This window comes from Thalassobacillus sp. C254 (genome assembly GCF_001310615.1).
On the sequence record NZ_BAXQ01000029.1, the window covers coordinates 32754 to 48825 of the forward strand.

Sequence of the window (16072 nt, forward strand, 5' to 3'; positions counted from 1 at the left end):
GAGGAGGCGTTGGAAATGGGGAGAAAATGCTTCACGCTTTTGCTTTGTTGTTTCTTGCTCTTACCTCTGGCTGGCTGCTGGAATGCCAAAGAGCTTGATGAGTTATCTATCGCTTCAATGATCGCCATTGATAAAACGGACGACACTTATGAAATCACAGCACAAATTATTAACCCCGCCCAAAACGTGGAGGAAGAGCGGACAGATCGGGCACCGGTAGCCACGCATAGAGTAACAGGTGCCTCTGTCTTTGAAGGGTTGCGTGGGTTAACCACTGATATTCCTCGAAAGCTTTATTTGGCGCATATCAGAGTCATCGTCATTAGTGAGAAGATCGCCAAGGAGGACTTTGCTGAAGTATTGGACTTCTTTTTCCGTGATCATCAAGTAAGGACTGATTTTTTTGTCGTTATCAGCAGAGACCAACAAGCAAAGGAAATATTAAAGGTGTTAACTAGAGTGGAAGAAATTCCTGCAGAAAAGGTATTTTCCTCTATCACTTTTTCTGAAGAAAATTGGGCTCCCACCAAAGGAATGCAAATCGATGACATTGTGGAACAGCTGGTACTTGATGGGGATAACCCTGTAGTAACTGGTATAAGGGTTGTTGGCGATAAGGAGATAGGCGGTAGCAGAGAACATGTGGAAAGCATTGAAACCCAGGCAGTGCTGAAGCTTCAAAACCTGGCTGCATTTCGGGAGGGAAAACTGGTCGGCTGGATGACGGAAGATCAAAGCAAAGGCTATAACTATATCCGCGGCAATGTGCAAAGCACCTTAGGTGTGATTCCCTGTAAGGATGGCGTACTTACCTTTGAAGTGATCCGTTCAGAAAGCAACATTGAGGCAAAGGTGATTAACGGCAAACCTCAGATAGACGTTATCATTTCCACAGAGGGCAACATCGCTGAAGTCACTTGTGCCATTGATTTATCTGACCCTCACACTATTGAAAAACTTGAAAAAGAGATAGCTGATGATATTAAGACAATATCCATGGATTCGATTGCCCGGGCACAAACTGATTTTAGAAGCGACATTTTTGGGTTTGGAGAACACATCCGCAGAGATGATCCTGCCTACTGGAAAAGTGTAAAAAATGATTGGAATACTCAATTTGAAGATCTACATGTAAATGTTAACGTCGATTTCTCCATTCACCATACAGGCACATTGACTGAATCCTTTATTTATGAAAAGAAAAAATAATAATCCTGTGGTTTTATCCAAGAGGGAAGGAGAGGAAGGATGCAGAAAGCTCGAATTGGATTAATACAGCTGTTTTTTTTAATGGCCCTTTTTCAGTCCGGAAGTGCTGTCATCGTTGGAGTAGGCATTGATGCTAAACAGGATGCCTGGATTGCAATTCTTTTAGGAATGGCTGCAGGCATGCTTTTATTTTTAATGTATGCCTACTTGTTCACTCAATATCCGGAGCTCCCCCTTTCCAAATATGCAGAAAAAATCCTTGGAACCTTTTTAGGGAAATCTGTAGGTTTTTTGTATGCTCTTTACTTTTGTTATATAGGGGCGCGAGTCCTACGGGACTTTGCTGACTTAGTCATCATTGAACTGATCCCGGAAACACCAATGTTTGTTATCTCTTTACTGATGATCCTCGTTGTTATCTATGGATGCTATGCCGGCTTTGAAGTAATAGCCCGGACCTCTGAAATATTCTTTCCAATCGTTTTTGTGATAGCGTTAGCTTTTGCCATCTTCGTTTTAGTAGGTGACTTACCAAACGTAAAGCACCTCCAGCCTGTCCTGGAAGATGGGTGGACAAATGTTTTTTCTGTAGTCTTCCCCTTGCTTATCGCATTTCCTTTTGGGGAGTTAATCGCTTTTACTGCGCTTCTCCCTTATGTTAGTCAGTACAAGAACAACATTGTTATCAAGGTTGGCTTAGGAGCCATCCTGTTCACTGGTTTATTTCTCTCCCTGCTTATGAGTTTAATCATTGCCGTTATGACCCCTGAAATTACTCAATACTCAGCTTTTCCGTTACTTGATGTGGTAGAAAAAATAAACATCAGGGACTTCATTCAGCGCATCGACCCTGTTGCTGTCGTAATTTTACATGTCGGTGGTTTTTTTAAAATTGTAATTTTTGCTTACGCAGCTATTGTCAGCTTATCTACAGTCTTTAACACCGAAGAGAAAAAAGGATGGGTCACCTATACAGTAGCGGGCATGATTTATATACCATCATTAATCATTGCCGATAATACGATCGAACACTTTCAAGTAGGGCTTGAATGGGTCCCTTACTACCTGCATATTCCTTTTCAAATAATAATCCCCCTTTTGTTAGCTGTCATTGTTGTAATGAAGAACTTCTTCAGCAGAAAAAAAAGTAATCAATCAGCCAGCTCCTAGCCCTTTCATTTAACAAAGAAAAAAACCCGAAAAGATGGGCTTTTCGGGCTTAAATAGTATATATTAGCTTACGGTTGTTTCTAAATCTTCCACAGGCTTTTCAAGGTATTTTGTATCCTTGCGCGCATTAAATCGATCTGCCTTTTCCACTTTCACGGCAATATTATAATCTGGCATGCCGGCAAACTTCTCATAGCGGCCTTTCGGAAGGAGGAAGTTACCTTCTGGGAAATGAACACCCAGGTTTCCTCGCGCAATATCTGCAAACCTTGCACGCCCCTGGAATACACCAAACTGATTGTATGCGACAATACCCTCGCCCTCTTCTACACTAAGCTCTTTGGCATCTTCTTTGTTTATGAGTACGTCATATCTTTCTGCCTGGTTAAATGGATCTGTTTCTTTATACACCATAGAGTTAAACTGCTTTCCTCGTCTCGTGGTGATATAAAAGTCTCCTGGTTTTTTATTTAAGTTTGGAATGTCCACAGTAATTAAGTTACCCTTTCCATCAGGTGTTGGACAGATTCCATCCTCACATAACCATGCGCCTCCCCATTGGAACACGTCCCCTTGTTTTTTCAGGTGCTGAACTCCATCATAGCTTGGGTTTGCCTTCGCAATCTCATCACGTATTTGCTGACCGTCTTTAAAATCAACCAAATGAGCTGTTTCCGGTTTCACGCGTTTGGCTAAATCAACGTAAATTTTCCACTCCGCACGAGCTTCTTCAATTCTATTTTTATTCCCTTCGATTTCAGGCGAGAAATAAACCATTCTTTCTGTTGAGGTAGAGGTTCCTCCCCCCTCCTGCTCGTAACGTGTCTTTGCAGGAAGAACGATGACAGCTTCCTTCGCGTCTACAAGCGTGGAGGTATTTAATATAATATCCTGGTGAACCCTGATGTCCAGTTCAGATAATGCCTTTTCTACAAAATCAGGCTCAGGCATTGTCTCAAGGAAGTTACCACCAGATAAATAGTAAAGCTTTATTTTTCTTTCGTGATCTTCTGGAAGAACAATATTCTCAAGGGTAACACCAACAATATCTCCCTGCCATTTTGGAAGGTCAAAGCCCCACAGCTTTTCAATTCTCTCAATGTTATCTCCTTTAAAATCGCCTCCCGGAAGAACGAATGGGTCTGCTCCCATTTCACCGCTTCCTTGAACAGAGGAGTGTCCTCTAAATGGCATTAAGCCATTGTACTTACGACCCAGGTATCCACGTAACAAGGCAAGGTTTGCCACTTGAGAGATGTTATCTGTAGCAAAAGAATGCATCGTTAAACCTAGTGCCCATGCGAACACTGCATTTTTGCTGTTGGCAAGGAGCTCGGCCAGTTCAATAATTCTTTCTTTACTCACACCTGAGGACGTTATGATTTCTTCCCAGGACTGCTCTTCTACTTTAGTTTTAAGCTCTTCATACCCATTTACGTGCTCATTTACAAACTCATGGTTAACCGCGGAACCGTGCTCGGCTTTTTCCATCTCAAACCAATGCTTCATAATGCCATGCATGAAGGCGATATCTCCGCCTATATTCACTTGGTAAAAGTCGTCTGCTACTTTCGTGCCAAACAGAGCTGACTCTGTTACTGAAGGGACCCAGTACTCATCCATAGAAGGCTCTCGGTACGGGTTCACGACGATAATTTTCGTACCTTTTTTCTTAGCTTCAAGCATGTATTTAGTAGAAACCGGTGAAGCATTTGAAGCCACGCTTCCCCAGAACAAAAGAACATCTGTGCCGATCCAGTCTTGATAATTTGCTGTCGAAGCTCCTACCCCTACAGAGCGTTTTAATGCCGTTTTACTTGGTGAATGACAGATACGAGATGCATTGTCTATGTTATTGGTTCCTAAAAAGCGAGAAACCTTTGCTCCTACATAATAAGATTCATTGGTGATCCCTCTAGATGTTAAATAAAACGCGTATTGCTTTGGATCCAGCTTTTTCATCTTCGAAGCAACCATATCCATTGCTTCATCCCACTCAATTCGGGAGAATGTTCTTTCTCCTGGCCGGCGGATAAGAGGATAAGGGATACGTCCAAGCTTCCGCAGCTCAGTGCTTGAATACTTTCTTAATTCATCTATGTCAGAATGAAGGATTTCTTCTTTGATGGCAGGCATCGTATTTAAACGGAGAACGTTAAATCTTGTGGTACACATATGCGGGCCTGTTAACGTTTGGTCATACAGACCTGATACTCCTAAGGCACAGCCGTCGCAGACGCCCTTTGTGATGATGTTTGCTGCATACCCCAGGTTATCTTTGTTCTCCCACATTGTTTTAAATGAATCACGGATATGTTTTGGTTTTACTTTTCCAAGTCCAAAGGGCACAGGACTTACCCAGTGCTCCGGTGCTGGCTTTTTTGATTTCTTCATAGGGCCGTTATGCTTCGTATTCCCCATTGATAACACTCCTTTTATCTTTCGGATCTTTAATGTCACTATATGTTTTCTTATAAAAAACCACCGTACACTTTAGAAAACTAAAATGCTACGGTGGTTAAGTCTTTAACAGGGACGCTGCCAAGTGCCAAACCTCAATATTTAATTCGAAAATTTCTCTTCAAGATTTTCATCAAACACAAAGATTGACATTCCTTTGTCCTGTTCTATATCGATGTCAACAAACAGTTCAACAAACCTGCATCCCAGGAATTCCTCCATCTCACGTGGAGGGTTTTTGCGATACATATCCTTTACCATCTCTGTTCGTGCAGCCCGAAGCATTTGTTTTCCTTCATCAGCACTCGCAATAAACCTCTCAATTGGGGATAAATTCCCTTCCATTTCACATATTGCCCAGTTCTTGCAAAAGGTTGTACTAATTTTACTGGGCCCTTTACCCATATGCTTTTTCCGAAACGACCTGACTAAGTTACTAAATTCAGCCTCATATTTACCCATCATTCTCCAACCTTTTTACAGTTTATTATAGTAAAAGGGTAGATGTCTGACTGTCAATTGTCAACTTGCGAGCTTTTGCTCCTCGTTTTGCTGTCTCAGCTGTTTAATATCAACTCGAATCGCAAGAGAAACGATTAAAGCTAGAATAAACATTCCGCCAAAGATATACAGTGTAGCTGCGTAACTTTCAGTTGCCTCACGCACGTAGGAAGCAAGAAGGGGACCAACCAGTCCTGCACAAGCCCAGGCTGTTAAAATGTAACCATGAATCGCTCCAAGCTGCTTTGTTCCAAAGATGTCGCCAATATAAGCAGGAATTGAAGCGAAACCGCCGCCGTAGCAAGTCATAATTAAAAATAAGATAAGCTGGAAAGCCAAAGCATGGGTCACTGATGGAAGCATCATAAATGTTACAATCTGAATGGCAAAGAAAGCAGTATAGACATTCGGGCGTCCAAGATAATCTGAAATAGAGGCCCATCCTAATCGGCCTGCTCCGTTAAAGAAGCCCATGATACCAACCATCGTTGCAGCTGCTGCGGCAGATAGTCCCGCAATTTCCTGTGCCATAGGGGAGGCAATAGCAAGGATGGCAATCCCGCATGTTACATTGATGAAAAGCATGACCCATAAATACCAGAAACGTCTTGTTTTTACTGCTTCATTTGCAGTGAGCTGAGCAAGGTCTGGAGCTGCTTTCTTATTAGCATTCCCCACACCCTCCATGTAACCTTTTGGTGGTCTTTCAAGGTACAAAGCTGAGGCAAGCATTATGACAAAATAAGAAACACCCAGAATATAAAATGTGCTGGCTACACCGACTGAGTCAATTAACGTGGCCATGATCGGACTTGCAATCATGCAGCAAAGCCAAAGCCCATAATTGCTAAGCCCGTTGCCAATCCCCTGCGGTCAGGGAACCATTTCACCAGTGTGGAAACTGGAGTAATATAGCCCACTCCAAGACCGATTCCTCCTAATACTCCGTATGTAAGATACAATAGCCCAATAGATTCTACAGTTACTGCAAATCCTGAACCAACAATTCCAATTCCAAAGAATGTCGCTGAAACAAGTCCTGAAGCCCTTGGACCATACTTCTCAACGAAGTGACCCATAAAAGCTGCAGACAGTCCTAAAAATGCAATCGCTATACTAAAGGTTAAAGAAATCGCACTTAAGCTCCATCCGTACTCTTCCGCTAAGGGATTGGTAAATACGCTCCATGCATACACTGAACCAATTGAAATATGAATTCCAACAGCTGCCAGCGCTATGAGCCAGCGATTTTTTGTTTTCCCCATTGTTCCCCACTCCTTCTCCAAATAAAAAACCGCTGCTATTACTTCCCAGGATTAAAAAATCCCAAAAAGAAACGCAACGGTTAGTTTCACGCAGGTTCGCTGCTCTGAAATACCAACAGTAATCGCTTTTTATATCCGTAATTGCAGCAACTAAAATCGATGACAGGGCCGCTATCTCGTATCTTAATTGTTACAATTTCTTGAATTCATATAAATAATACCGCCTTTTGAAAGCAGTTTCAATAGTTTTTCCGAAGAAAAGTTCAATTTTTATACACATTATTAAAAAGGGTGCCTGGCACCTGACAAGTTTGTAACATTTTTGTAATATAAAGGAGAAAAAGGATAAGGGTTGTGTCTTCCTGAAGAATCTGTTTATAGTGTAGCCAGGAGATATGGTTCCTTGTCAGGTGCCACATATGGTCTATATAAAGAGGTGAAATATTATGCCCCAGGAAATGAGCTTAAAGAGGTCTATCGTGAAATACCGGGACCAGGATTTTCATAATCTTGAGGATGACATTGTCACGGAGTTTCCCTTAACCATCCACGTCAATAATGAAGAGTTTGCTACCATGGTATGCACACCAGTTAATCTGGAAGAAATGGTGGCAGGTTTCTTAGCTTCTGAAGGAGTTATCAGGTTGAGGGATGATATAAACAAGCTTTCCATTGATGAAGAAAAAGGATTCGCGTATGTAGAGCTTCATCATCAAAATATCATGAACCAGCAAATGTATTCCAAACGCTTTATTGGCTCCTGTTGTGGAAAAAGCCGTCAATTTTATTTTCATAATGATGTAAAAACAGCGAAAACGTCTACAGTGGAGACAACGATCACAGCGGAGCAATGCATCAGCCTTATGAGGGAAATGCAGGAGAGCAGCCATGTATTCAAGGGGACAGGCGGAGTGCATAATGCAGCTATCTGTACTCAAGAAGAAATGATTGTAAGCCGTACTGATATCGGCAGGCACAATGCTCTTGATAAATTATACGGCCACTGCCTGCTAAATAAGATACCAGTTCGCGATAAAATTCTTGTTTTCAGCGGCCGAATTTCGTCAGAGGTATTAACAAAAGCAGCAAAAATAGGCGTTGGTATTGTTTTATCCAAGTCTGCTCCTACTGACCTGGCTATAAAACTGGCGGAAGACTTAAATATCACTGCAGTTGGATTTATCCGCGGCAGCTCGTTTAATGTGTATTCTCATCCATCCCGGATTGTTTTAAAATAGCATGTAAATAGTAAAAAGAAAGGTGATATTTATGGGTTCTTGTAATATCGATCATTCTGTTGAGGATGTTTTTAAAAAGCTTTCAGATCAAAAGGAGTTTCTTCCAGGTGAGTTGTACAAAGGGAGCAAGGATTTCCTTAACAGTCATCCTGATCAGCCTTCCCTCAACGAGCTCTTTCATTTATTGAAAAAATACGATTTGGCTTCAGAAGAAGAAAGACAGGAACGAGATGGCAAGCTTCGTTCCTTGCTAAGAGCATAACATGCAAAACCCCAAGCCTCCTTTAAGGTAAGGCTTGGGGTTTTATTATCCTCCGCTTACTGGAGGTATAAATGCGATGGTATCTCCTTCTTGGACAACTTCATCGTCATAGGCATATTGCTCGTTAATTGCTGTCATTGTATTTTCCAGCCCCACTGCGTATTCTTCTTGAAGCCACTCTTTTAAATGACTGACTGTTGATCCTGCTTTTTCCACCTCTACCTGGTCCTTGCCGATAACCTCCTGCAGTCTTGCAAATAAGAGGATCTTAATCATGATTTTCTCCTTTCTCAGGTGCGCCTTTCGGATATGGGGTCTGCTCAAGCTGATCCCCTACCCACTCTGTACCGTCCTCCCAATACTCCTTTTTCCAGATAGGTACTATTTGCTTGATTCTCTCCATAGCGTACTCATTTGCTTCATAAGCCGCTTTCCGATGGGGAGTGGAAACGGCAATCACCACTGCCACATCTGTGATTTCGAGCATCCCAACTCTATGAGTAATAGCAATGGTTGAACCGGGCCATTTTTCCTGAACCTCTTTCCCAATATCTTCAAGCGTCTTAACTGCCATCGATTCGTACGCTTGATATTTAAGCCGAAGGGTTCGTTTTCCATGGGTAAGCTCGCGCACTGTTCCAATAAAAGTAGCAATTGCTCCGCAGTCTCTCCGGACTACCTTATCGATGACTCCTTCTATGGAAAATGATTTGTCCGTCACTTCAAAAAGCTTGTCTGCCATGTTAATCCTCATTGTATCTAGAATATATTTGATATATTGCTCTTGTGCTTCAATCGGGAAAGTCTTTACGTTCTCAATATCAACCGGTGTCCATACCACAGCACATAGAACGTTCGTTACGTTTTCAAGTAATGATAAATCTTCACTGTCTCTTATTAGGACAACTTTTGGATAATCTTCGGCTTTATACCCTTCAACCAGAATAACATCGGGCTGAAAATACTGGTACAACTCAATAAGATTTTCAAGGGACCACTTCGAACGGACACCCTCCATCTGAAGAACTCCCTGACCTTCTACTACTGTAAAAGAAGCGCCGGCCAGACGGTGCCGACGGCTGTCTTTTGATGTTATTTCAGTGTCAGGCTTTCCTCCATGACCGTGGTGCTTTATTGTAGCTATCTCCATCCCGTCAGCCGAAGCAGCTTCTATCAGCTTTTCGACCAGGGTTGTTTTTCCACTATTTTGGTAACCGACTATCTGTAAGACTGGACAATGTTGGTCCACGGCCATTCACTTCCCTGAAAATCTTCTAGAAGCAGAACGTCAACGATCATTCCCTGCTCATAACCTCTTGTACCACCAGGGAGAACAATTAGTGCATCTGCTGCAGCAAGCGAAGTAACAACACCCGATTTATCAAGCCCCGAAGGAAAAACAAGGAGCTTATTTTCCTCGTACTCTATCTTAGCTCTAATGAAGCGAGTAAATGGGTTAGGCTTTGGAAAGTCAGCCCCCAGTGCTGCTTTAGTTTTTCGTAAATGAGGCGCTCTGCGGTAAAAAGCGGTATGAAGAACTGGCCGCACAAATAATTCAAACCCTACGTAACAGGCTGAAGGGTTTCCAGAGAGACCATAAATAAATTTACCATCTGTGTGGGCTACAGTGGTTACACTTCCAGGACGCATCGCTATTTTATTAAACAGCACTTCAGCCCCCAGAGCTTTAAAAATTTCAGGCACGTAATCATAATCGCCGACCGAAACTCCTCCGGTGGTAATTAACATATCCACTTTGGATAATGCTTCTTTCGTTACCTGCAAACATGCCTCAAAATCATCTTCAAACTTCCCAAAATATTCAGCTTCTCCTCCCGCTTTTTCAATTTGGGCGAGAACCATATAAGCGTTGCTGTTACGGATCTTCCCTGGAACCAGCTCTTCCTCCACTTCCAGAAGCTCACTTCCTGTGGCAATCACTCCCACAACAGGTTTTGCGGCAACAGGGACTTCTTTATAGCCAAAAGTGGCAAGCAAAGCTGATACTCCGGGATTAATATAGGAGCCTTTTTCAGCTAACACTGTTCCTTTTTTCGTATCTTCTCCTTGAAAAGAGATATTGTCACCCTTTTGAAAAGTACGTTTAATATCGATTAGAGGGTTGTCCTTCTCTCCATGTTCCTTCACAAGCTCCAGCATAACAACGGCATCACAGTCTTTCGGAAGCTGAGCCCCCGTCATAATGCGTACAGCTTGAAAAGGCTTCACCTTATCTTCAAATAAAGAACCTGCACCGATCTCACCGACAACTTCAAAAGTGACAGGATGATCACTGCTTGCATTTTTAGTATCTTCTGCACTAATGGCAAAACCATCGTAAGGAGAGCGGTCAAAAGAAGGCACATCATGGTCAGCAATTAAATCCTCTGCCAGATAGCGGCCATGGGCTTCCTCGATCGGAACCATCTCTTTTTTCCCTTTCTTGGCTAAGTCCATTACTTTGTTTACAGCATCTTCTACTGGTATGGGTTTCCTTTTTTCTACCACGGTCTTTCCCTCCTCTAACTAAAAAGGGGCAGTGGCTACCCCCCGATATAAGACATTTCTATTTTCTTTCGGTTATTTACCGTCTCTGCCGTCCGCTCTTCAGAATACTTATCAGTTCTCTTCTTCCAGATGTCAGTTAAATAATTACTGATTTCCCGATTACTGGCTCCGGAGCGAATATATTCTTTAAGATCATGGCCTTCTTCAGCAAAAAGACAAGTAAAGAGTTTTCCATCTGCTGAGATTCTGGCTCTTGTACAATTTCCACAAAAAGTATCTGAAACAGAAGAGATAAATCCTACTTCTGCTTTCGATCCTTTATATCTATACCTTGAAGCAACCTCGCCTAAATAATCCCTTTCTAAGATTTCTAAAGGCGCGATCGCAGAAACCTTCTCCATCAGCTCTTTTTTTGTAACCACTTGTGAAAAGTCCCAGCCATTTGTTGTGCCGACGTCCATGAATTCTATAAACCTAAGGGTTATACCCTTATCTTTACAATAGGAAGCTAGCTTTACTACTTCGCCATCGTTAACTCCCTTTTTTACCACCATGTTTACTTTTACATGCAGCCCCGCAGCCAAAGCTGCATCAATGCCTTTTAAAACTGCTGATGGCTTTACTTTTCTTCCATTCATATGCTGAAATATTTCAGTGTCCAAAGCATCAAGACTTACATTCACACGCATGAGGCCGGCTTCTTTCAGTGCAGGAGCCTGCTTTACTAAATGAACGCCGTTTGTTGTTAATGCTATATCTTCTATTCCTGAAATGGCTGACAACTTTTCAATCAGGCTGGAACGTTTTTGCGCAGCAAAGGTTCTCCTCCTGTCAGACGGAGCTTTTTCACACCAAGCTTCGTAAATTCCGTTGTTAGTCTGACAATTTCATCAAAGGAAAGAAGCTCTTCCTCAGGCAGGAAAGCATAGTCTTCTCCGAATATTTCTGCAGGCATACAATAGGAACAGCGAAAGTTACATTTATCCATTATAGAAATCCGCAAATCTTGCAGCGGACGATAGTACTGATCACTGACTTCTCTGGCTGCCACGCTTATCCCTCCTGCTTAATTAAAAGGATGAAAATCCTGCAATAAATGTTTGCTGCTTTATGAATTCTGTTAAAATCACATTAAGATTGGCAATCGTTACTAGCATTATTGACTTATTCTAACACAAAAAGAAAGGTGATTTCACAATATGCACCATTCTAATGGTGTAATCAATGAAATCATTCTTCAGCTTGTGTACTGAACATTACTTACAACTTACAATATGAATAGCAAATCAGACAATAGCGGTCAAGCTGTTCACCTTGTGATCCATATGACAAATCATCATTTTATTGAGTATCAAATAATAAATCAGAATCTGCAGGCCAAGCAATCCTCCTTCACGATGCCGCCTGAAGATTAACAAGAACATGTGGCCTTTTTGATCGATCTTAACCGGAAATTACATGGGGAATGGAAAAGGTAATACTTCCTCCTCATTTTGCCGAGGAGCTGGTGAAAGAATGAATATAGCAGGTGTAGTACTTGCAGGTGGAAAGTCTTCCCGTTACGGAAGACCCAAGATGTTTGAAATTTATAATGGAAAGGCATTCTATGAGCATAGTGTGGAAGCTTTTTCAGAAGCGGGCATTTGCGATGTGTTTATTTTAAGTAATGAAAGCCTTGCCCCAGCTTTTCAGACGGAAAAGGCCGGAATACTGATTGAAAAAGAAATGCATAAAGGCCCTCTCTATGCCCTTTATCATGTCCTAGGGGAACAGCTTCCTGAATGTGACTGGGTTTTTCTCTTGGCAGCGGATGTACCTTTTGTTTCGCCAGCTTTTGTCAGAAGGATGAAAACTCACATCGTGGAACCCTCTCCTATCCAGGCCTACATCCCTATATCAGGAGAGAAATTCCAGCCGCTGCACGGGATCTATCACCGCAGCTGTTTGCCGGCATTAAAAGAAATTATTAATAGAAACAAAAGCTTAAGCATGAAAGAGCTTTTTCAGGAAATCAATGTTCACTATGTCACTTTTGAACCTGAAGAAAAAGCTTTTATAAACATCAACCGGCCAGAGGAATGGGAAAATAACAAAGAGGGGAAGTGACATTTGTCCTTTCCCTCCTTTGCTAATCTGCCTTTAAGGCTACTGCTCGTACTGGTGACCCATCCAAGCCTGGAAAGGATAGCGGCAAAGCCATGACAAATGGATTTTCAAAATCTATCAAGTGAAAGTTCGCAAAGTTTTCCCCGATAATTCCATTAACCTCAGTAATTAACTCATGGCCCTTAAACGAAGATCCATCCGGGACATCAATGTTAAGCGCATCAATGAAAAATACCCGCACACCTTTTTCAAGCATAAACACCACTGCTTCTTCACTTATATACGGATGTCTGTAGTACTTCTCATCTTCTCTGTATTTATCCCATCCAGTATAGATCAAGGCAATCTTGTCAGGAGCCAGCCTGGCTGAATAAGGGAGAATGTCGTTTAATGTAATAGACTCTCCTTCCCCTTTACCTGTAACATCCAGTACCACTCCTTCCCCTGCAAAAGTAGAAAGGGGAATTTCATCAAGCTTCTTTCCTTCCTTGCGAAAATGGTAAGGCGCATCAATGTGGGTTCCAGTATGACTTCCCATATGCAGGTGACTGACGTTATAGCCTTCTCCTTCAATGGTTGCTGATGGAGTTACTTCCGGTTTGGGATCGCCAGGGTAAATAGGCGTTTGTGTCGTTACAGGCATGGAAAGATCAATAATGGTTGTATACTTCAAATTTATTTCCCCCTTTCTTCCAAGCTTATAAGGCTTCCACCGTTTCCTCAACTGTAAAATTCAAGATTCTCACTTTACAATCATAACCGGGCAAGAAACTCTTTTGGCAACCTTATGGCTTACACTTCCAAGAACCAGGCTTTGCAGATTATTCAGCCCACGGCTTCCTATTACCAGGCAGTCATAGGATTTGTTGTTTGCATGTTTTATAATGGCGGGCCCCGGTTCTCCGTGTAAAAAGACAATATTATAGGATGTCTTTTCTTCTTTCAGCACAAGCTCTACTCTCTTCAACTTTTCTCTTCTTTTTTTTCGAGGACATATTGGTAAGAATGATTCAGGTTGTCTGCTTTCGACGTTTCCCCGTCCACTACATAAACTACATCAACTTTCCCTCCACTTGCTTTTGCTAGCTGCGCTGCCTGCTTTCCTGCCCGGAAAGCATGGTCTGACCCGTCTGCCGCTAATAAAATATGGTTGTACACTAATGCTTTCACCTTCCTTAAATTTATAACTTACTATTAGCTTATGTCTGGAAAGAGGTTAAACATCTCAAGATCTTCATTTATAAAACACTATAAGAATAACCACCTTTTTATGTTTATAGTACTTCGGCACAGTTAGGTACAAAGTTCTGACAATAAACAGGTGCATATGGTCTTATTAACTGGTAAAATTATCATATAAATAGGTACATAAATCTAATTCTTGTGAGATAAGCAGGCTTTTTTTGGTCTGCAGAGGGGTGAAAAGGTTGTTGCTTAAAAAGAGAAAGAGTAAAGAAGATACAGCTTTGTTTCGTTTGGAAGAAAATGAGGGGGAAATTGTTCTTTGGAGTGAAAACAGAGAGGTTAGCAGGCAACTATCCATGATTGATTTACAAGTGGAAGATCTCCTGGTTCTGCAGAAGCTGCGTCCTCTTGTGAAGGAAAATATTGAAAAAATTGTGGCTCAGTTCTACAAAAACTTAGAGAAGGAAAGCTCTCTTACTAAAATTATCAATGACAACAGTTCGATAGACCGGTTAAGCCAAACCCTTACGATTCATATAGAGGAGATGTTTACCGGTGTGATTGATCAAGCTTTCTTTGACAAGAGAAGTAAAATTGCTCAAGTTCATTTGCATATTGGCCTTCAGCCAAAGTGGTACATGTGTGCTTTTCAAGACTTATTATTATCATTGATTTCCCTGTTTGATGAAACCATAGAGAACAGAGAAGATTATAATAAAGCAATCAAAGCCACGACAAAAATACTCAATATTGAACAGCAGCTCGTTTTGGATGCTTATCAGAAACAGCATGATGAATTAAGAGACGAACAAGAAAAAGAGAAAAACCGTCTTCATGAGGAAATTAGGAAAATGACGGAGTCACTGGCTGCTGTTTCAGAAGAAACGACGGCCTCTCTTGAAGAAATTCTTTCAAAATCACAGTATATTTCCAAGCTATCAATGAGCGGGGCGAAAGCGGCAGCGATCGTGGAAGAAAAATCAGTATCCGGGAAAGATGATTTAACAGTTCACCAAGAATCTATGATTAAAATTGATGACAGTATGACTAGGATCATTGAGAAGATCAACCAACTGAAAGCTGTATCCAAACAAATTGGAAGTATAGTAAGCATGGTTACTCAAATAGCAGATCATACAAATGTCTTAGCATTAAATGCCTCTATAGAGTCTGCGAGAGCAGGTGAACACGGAAAAGGCTTTGCTGTCGTAGCAAAGGAAGTGAGAAAGCTGGCTAATGAAACAAAAACAAAAGCTTCCAGTGTTGACGACTTAATTGTTAAAACCGAGGCTCAAATTGATAATGTTTCTACGTTTGTTACGGAAGTAAATAGCCTTATTGCCAACAGTTCAAGCAAAATGAGAGATATTAATACCCTCTTTGAAGAGTTTGTTTTCGAAATGAAGCATAGTAAAGAACAGAGTCATCTTATTGACAAAGAACTTCATTCTTTCCTTCAGGGAATAGATGAAGTGGGGAAAGCGATAAACCATCTGTCTTTGTCCGCTGAAGAATTGTCTTATTTAACAAGCAAACAACAGGAATAATTACAAAGAGTCTGGGACAAAACTCCGCTAAATAGAAGGACCCTCACCGTCGGTGAGGGCTTTTGCTATAGGAAGTATTTTAAATAGTTGATTGTTCAAAAATACACTCGCTTGCACCTAAAGGCACAAGTGCGACATCCGTTCAAGCTTCATTTCATTCGCTTCACGGTGTCTTCTTTGCCGCGGGCAAGGCTTCAGCTAGCCGTGAAAAATCGCCCCGGCGGATCTTCAGCTCTTGCTTTTCCCGCAGGCGTCTCGTGATGTTTGAACCACCGACGTATATGTACACAAAAAGGATACCTTCTGATAAAGTTAAATCACCACAAAATAACAGAATCAGAGGTATCCTTATGTTTTAAAGATTATTACATGAATCAAGTTGTTTTGCCGATGGACCTTTCTTATAAACTCTTTTTTGAACACAAATGAGGAAGATTTTTTCTCTTTGCCATCTTATATCGTGGCTGATGCGGGTTATGGAAGTGAACAGAATTATGAAGACGTGTTTAACAATCGTCAGCGAACCCCACTCATCACATACGACATGTATCGCAAAGAGAAGAAAAAGCATATAAGAACAACCCATTCAACGTAAGTAACTGGATCTTTGACCAGAAAATC

General features: G+C 41.6%; 15 protein-coding genes and 4 pseudogenes. 7 read left to right on the top strand and 12 right to left on the bottom strand.

Annotated features, from left to right (window positions below; all coding sequences use genetic code 11):
• Positions 1 to 15 precede the first annotated feature (15 nt).
• Positions 16 to 1209 carry a Ger(x)C family spore germination protein gene (locus JCM19033_RS19060; RefSeq protein WP_054637493.1) on the top strand — a complete coding sequence of 398 codons (1194 nt, stop codon included), beginning with the start codon at positions 16 to 18 and terminating at the stop codon, positions 1207 to 1209.
• 39 nt (positions 1210 to 1248) lie between these two features.
• Positions 1249 to 2379: an endospore germination permease gene (locus JCM19033_RS19065; RefSeq protein ID WP_054637494.1), complete on the top strand. Its 1131-nt coding sequence runs from the start codon at positions 1249 to 1251 to the stop codon at positions 2377 to 2379.
• A 63-nt stretch (positions 2380 to 2442) separates the two neighbouring features.
• On the opposite strand, the gene JCM19033_RS19070 is transcribed toward JCM19033_RS19065, so the two are convergent.
• The 3 genes and pseudogenes from JCM19033_RS19070 to JCM19033_RS19080 form a co-directional block, all read right to left on the bottom strand.
• Positions 2443 to 4800 carry an FdhF/YdeP family oxidoreductase gene (locus tag JCM19033_RS19070; RefSeq protein ID WP_054637495.1) on the bottom strand — a complete coding sequence of 786 codons (2358 nt, stop codon included), beginning with the start codon at positions 4798 to 4800 and terminating at the stop codon, positions 2443 to 2445.
• Between the two features lie 141 nt (positions 4801 to 4941).
• Complete coding sequence (locus JCM19033_RS19075) at positions 4942 to 5301, bottom strand: DUF2294 domain-containing protein (protein WP_054637502.1); 360 nt, start codon at positions 5299 to 5301, stop codon at positions 4942 to 4944.
• Positions 5302 to 5361: 60 nt separating this feature from the next.
• Positions 5362 to 6605, bottom strand: a pseudogene (locus JCM19033_RS19080) (OFA family MFS transporter).
• A 446-nt stretch (positions 6606 to 7051) separates the two neighbouring features.
• Between JCM19033_RS19080 and fdhD the strand changes: the two are divergent.
• Positions 7052 to 7843: a formate dehydrogenase accessory sulfurtransferase FdhD gene (fdhD, locus tag JCM19033_RS19085; protein WP_054637496.1), complete on the top strand. Its 792-nt coding sequence runs from the start codon at positions 7052 to 7054 to the stop codon at positions 7841 to 7843.
• Positions 7844 to 7874: 31 nt separating this feature from the next.
• The gene (locus tag JCM19033_RS19090; protein WP_054637497.1) at positions 7875 to 8105 is read left to right on the top strand and encodes a hypothetical protein; all 231 of its coding nucleotides are present in this window, start codon (positions 7875 to 7877) and stop codon (positions 8103 to 8105) included.
• 45 nt (positions 8106 to 8150) lie between these two features.
• Here JCM19033_RS19090 and moaD read toward each other — a convergent pair whose 3' ends face one another.
• The 5 genes and pseudogenes from moaD to moaA all read right to left on the bottom strand — a co-directional run bounded on the left by moaD (position 8151) and on the right by moaA (position 11601).
• Positions 8151 to 8381, bottom strand: coding sequence for a molybdopterin converting factor subunit 1 (gene moaD, locus JCM19033_RS19095; RefSeq protein WP_054637498.1), 231 nt, complete (start codon positions 8379 to 8381; stop codon positions 8151 to 8153).
• Positions 8374 to 8847, bottom strand: coding sequence for a molybdenum cofactor biosynthesis protein MoaE (locus tag JCM19033_RS26615; RefSeq protein WP_054637503.1), 474 nt, complete (start codon positions 8845 to 8847; stop codon positions 8374 to 8376). The genes moaD and JCM19033_RS26615 overlap by 8 nt, the downstream gene beginning before the upstream one ends.
• A gap of 153 nt (positions 8848 to 9000) precedes the next feature.
• Positions 9001 to 9360, bottom strand: a pseudogene (gene mobB, locus JCM19033_RS26620) (molybdopterin-guanine dinucleotide biosynthesis protein B); the annotation flags it as partial.
• Positions 9324 to 10613, bottom strand: a complete 1290-nt coding sequence (gene glp, locus JCM19033_RS19105; RefSeq protein WP_083465593.1) for a gephyrin-like molybdotransferase Glp — start codon at positions 10611 to 10613, stop codon at positions 9324 to 9326. The gene glp and the pseudogene mobB, both read right to left, overlap by 37 nt.
• A 35-nt stretch (positions 10614 to 10648) precedes the next feature.
• A pseudogene (gene moaA / locus JCM19033_RS19110) lies at positions 10649 to 11601 on the bottom strand (GTP 3',8-cyclase MoaA).
• A gap of 527 nt (positions 11602 to 12128) precedes the next feature.
• Between moaA and JCM19033_RS19115 the strand changes: the two are divergent.
• Entirely contained in the window at positions 12129 to 12719 is a 591-nt protein-coding gene (locus JCM19033_RS19115; RefSeq protein WP_054637499.1) for a molybdenum cofactor guanylyltransferase, read from the top strand.
• A gap of 22 nt (positions 12720 to 12741) precedes the next feature.
• Here the strand turns inward: JCM19033_RS19115 and JCM19033_RS19120 are convergent, their stop codons facing one another.
• The 3 genes from JCM19033_RS19120 to JCM19033_RS27710 form a co-directional block, all read right to left on the bottom strand.
• A complete protein-coding gene (locus JCM19033_RS19120; RefSeq protein ID WP_374701271.1) occupies positions 12742 to 13392 on the bottom strand; it encodes a cyclase family protein in 651 nt (216 codons plus the stop codon).
• A gap of 69 nt (positions 13393 to 13461) precedes the next feature.
• Entirely contained in the window at positions 13462 to 13686 is a 225-nt protein-coding gene (locus JCM19033_RS27705) for a universal stress protein (RefSeq protein WP_306301403.1), read from the bottom strand.
• A complete protein-coding gene (locus JCM19033_RS27710; RefSeq protein WP_306301404.1) occupies positions 13683 to 13877 on the bottom strand; it encodes a universal stress protein in 195 nt (64 codons plus the stop codon). Before JCM19033_RS27710 ends, JCM19033_RS27705 begins: the two co-directional genes overlap by 4 nt.
• Before the next feature lie 269 nt (positions 13878 to 14146).
• Between JCM19033_RS27710 and JCM19033_RS19130 the strand changes: the two genes are divergently transcribed.
• On the top strand, positions 14147 to 15451 hold the full coding sequence (locus tag JCM19033_RS19130; RefSeq protein ID WP_054637500.1) for a globin-coupled sensor protein: 1305 nt from the start codon (positions 14147 to 14149) through the stop codon (positions 15449 to 15451).
• Between the two features lie 163 nt (positions 15452 to 15614).
• Here JCM19033_RS19130 and JCM19033_RS26625 read toward each other — a convergent pair whose 3' ends face one another.
• Positions 15615 to 15740, bottom strand: coding sequence for a hypothetical protein (locus JCM19033_RS26625; protein ID WP_269758403.1), 126 nt, complete (start codon positions 15738 to 15740; stop codon positions 15615 to 15617).
• A 123-nt stretch (positions 15741 to 15863) separates the two neighbouring features.
• Here JCM19033_RS26625 and JCM19033_RS26630 point away from each other — a divergent pair.
• Positions 15864 to 16072: pseudogene (locus tag JCM19033_RS26630) on the top strand (IS5/IS1182 family transposase); the annotation flags it as partial.

Bases quoted from the DNA above. Each gene is read 5' to 3' on its own strand.
- JCM19033_RS19060 (WP_054637493.1), top strand. From the start codon at position 16: ATGGGGAGAAAATGCTTCACGCTTTTGCTTTGTTGTTTCTTGCTCTTA.
- JCM19033_RS19065 (WP_054637494.1), top strand. From the start codon at position 1,249: ATGCAGAAAGCTCGAATTGGATTAATACAGCTGTTTTTTTTAATGGCC.
- JCM19033_RS19070 (WP_054637495.1), bottom strand. From the start codon at position 4,800: ATGGGGAATACGAAGCATAACGGCCCTATGAAGAAATCAAAAAAGCCA.
- JCM19033_RS19075 (WP_054637502.1), bottom strand. From the start codon at position 5,301: ATGGGTAAATATGAGGCTGAATTTAGTAACTTAGTCAGGTCGTTTCGG.
- fdhD (WP_054637496.1), top strand. From the start codon at position 7,052: ATGCCCCAGGAAATGAGCTTAAAGAGGTCTATCGTGAAATACCGGGAC.
- JCM19033_RS19090 (WP_054637497.1), top strand. From the start codon at position 7,875: ATGGGTTCTTGTAATATCGATCATTCTGTTGAGGATGTTTTTAAAAAG.
- moaD (WP_054637498.1), bottom strand. From the start codon at position 8,381: ATGATTAAGATCCTCTTATTTGCAAGACTGCAGGAGGTTATCGGCAAG.
- JCM19033_RS26615 (WP_054637503.1), bottom strand. From the start codon at position 8,847: ATGGCAGACAAGCTTTTTGAAGTGACGGACAAATCATTTTCCATAGAA.
- JCM19033_RS19115 (WP_054637499.1), top strand. From the start codon at position 12,129: ATGAATATAGCAGGTGTAGTACTTGCAGGTGGAAAGTCTTCCCGTTAC.